The 1,883-nt window shown below is 52.7% G+C and carries 1 protein-coding gene; it reads right to left on the bottom strand.

The window, feature by feature from the left end:
• Window positions 1-175: 175 nt before the first annotated feature.
• Entirely contained in the window at window positions 176-1,837 is a 1,662-nt protein-coding gene (locus tag HMPREF3277_RS05655; protein ID WP_070870307.1) for an electron transfer flavoprotein-ubiquinone oxidoreductase, read from the bottom strand.
• Between the last annotated feature and the right edge of the window lie 46 nt (window positions 1,838-1,883).

The following is a 1,883-nucleotide window of genomic DNA, read 5'->3' on the forward strand; positions in this document are numbered from 1 at the left end:
ACGCCGTACCGGTTTAAAGTTAATCCACTATAAATCAACGATATTCTGTTAATGCCCGCTCCCTGAAAAACCCAAAAGGTCGTCTGAAAACCTTAAACCAAGATTTTCAGACGACCTTTTTTATCTGATACGACAGAGACTTGTCCCATTTAGACAAGCCCGCTGCAACTAAAGCTTACATCCCGCCGTAATTCGGTCCGCTTGCGCCTTCGGGACAAATCCAAGTGATGTTTTGCGTCGGGTCTTTGATGTCGCACGTTTTGCAGTGCACGCAGTTGGCGGCGTTGATTTGCAGGCGCGGGCTGCCGTTTTCTTCAACGATTTCATACACACCCGCCGGACAATAGCGCGTTTCGGGCGAGGCGTATTCTTTGTAGTTCACGTCTATCATCGTTTGCGGATTTTTCAGCACCAAATGGTCGGGCTGGTTTTCTTCGTGCGCGAGGTTGGCGAGGAAGACGCTGCTTAAGCGGTCAAAGGTCAACACGCCGTCGGGTTTCGGATAATCAATCGGCTTGCACGCGGCGGCTTTTTTGAGCTGCTCGTTGTCTTTGCCGTGATGTTTCAAGGTCCACGGAGCCTTGCCTCTGAAAATCATCTGGTCGATGCCTGTATAAAGCGAGCCAAGGTAAACGCCCCATTTGAATGACGGACGGACATTGCGCGCGGCGTAAAGCTCTTGATACAGCCAGCTTTGTTCAAAACGTTGCTGATAATCCGCTGCCTCTTTGCCGCTGTCGAAACCCTCCACTTCTTCAAGGTTTTCCAACAAGGGGAACACAGCTTCTGCGGCAAGCATGGCGGATTTCATCGCGGTATGAATACCTTTGATGCGCGGCATATTGAGGAAACCCGCCGCATCGCCGATTAAAACGCCGCCCTTGAACGAGAGCTTCGGCAGACTTTGCAGACCGCCTTCAATCAGCGAACGCGCGCCGTAAGCGATGCGGCGACCACCTTCGAAGGTTTTGCGGATTTCGGGATGGGTTTTGAAGCGTTGAAACTCTTCAAACGGCGACAGATAAGGGTTTTGATAGTCCAAACCGACCACGAAACCGACGGCGACCTTGTTGTCGTCGAAATGGTAAACAAACGCGCCGCCGTAGGTTTTGCTGTCCAGCGGCCAGCCCGCGCTGTGGATAACCAGACCTGGCTGATGTTTTTCAGACGACACTTCCCAAATTTCTTTGATGCCCAAGCCGTAAGTTTGCGGCTGGCTGTTTTGGTCGAGTTTGAAGCGTTCGATAACTTGTTTGGAAAGCGAACCGCGGCAACCTTCGGCAAACAGGGTTTGCTGCGCCCAAAGCTCCATGCCGGGCTGGAAACTGTCGGTCGGCTCGCCGTCTTTGCCGATGCCCATATTGCCGGTCGCAATGCCTTTAACCGAACCGTCTTCGTGATACAGCACTTCGGCGGCGGCGAAGCCCGGATAGATTTCCACGCCCATATTTTCTGCCTGCTCCGCCAACCAGCGTACGACTTCGCCCAAGCTGACGATATAGTTGCCATGATTGTCGAAATTCGGGGTAATAGGCAGATTGAACGCTTTTTTCTCAGTCAGGAACAACACTTTGTCCTGCGTTACCGCGCGCGTCAGCGGCGCGCCTTTTTCTTTCCAGTCGGGAATCAGCTCGTTCAGCGCAATCGGATCAATGACCGCACCCGCCAGCGAATGAGCACCCGCCTCAGAACCCTTCTCCACCACGCAAACGCTGATTTCGCGCCCGTTTTTTTCGGCAAGCTGCTTGAGTTTGATGGCGGCGGACAAACCCGACGGGCCTGCGCCGACAATCACGACATCGTATTGCATACTGTCGCGGGTGATGGATTCTGTCATGGCGGTTCCTGTGTATTTATAGTGGATTAACTTTAAATCAGGACAA

The organism is Neisseria sp. HMSC70E02 (assembly GCF_001838645.1).
Lineage (GTDB): Bacteria > Pseudomonadota > Gammaproteobacteria > Burkholderiales > Neisseriaceae > Neisseria > Neisseria macacae.

Excerpts from the sequence above, each read along its gene's own strand:
- HMPREF3277_RS05655 (WP_070870307.1), bottom strand. The coding sequence starts at position 1,837 with ATGACAGAATCCATCACCCGCGACAGTATGCAATACGATGTCGTGATT.